We start from the raw sequence: 268 nt of genomic DNA, 5'->3' as shown, positions 1-268 counted from the left end.
TTAATTGCAAAAGATGATCAAATTAAAAGAAAAGATAAAGTTAAATTTAATTCAGATGGACAGGTTGAAAAGGATAGTTCAAGTAATAGCAAAATTAATGCGATAGCATTATCAGATGCAATTGCACTTGATGGTACTGAGAAAAAGCTTTGTATCGTACATGTGGCTATTTATGGAAATAAAGGTAAACCAAATTAATAAGTTAAAGGAGTATAAAGATGTCAGAATTATATGATCAAAATTATTATGCTAAAGAGATAGCAAATGT

1 protein-coding gene is annotated in these 268 nt (G+C 27.6%); it reads left to right on the top strand.

Annotation, left to right across the window (positions count from 1 at the left end; translation table 11 throughout):
- On the top strand, window positions 1-198 hold a 198-nt coding region (locus tag U881_RS11300; protein ID WP_038364316.1), incomplete at its 5' end, for a DUF228 domain-containing protein.
- Window positions 199-268: the final 70 nt, after the last annotated feature.

Origin of the sequence: Borrelia persica No12 (assembly GCF_000500045.1) — a bacterium.
Classification (GTDB): Bacteria; Spirochaetota; Spirochaetia; order Borreliales; family Borreliaceae; genus Borrelia; species Borrelia persica.
Note: the sequence above shows the minus strand (reverse complement) of the source record. Positions and strands in the feature narration are given on the sequence as shown.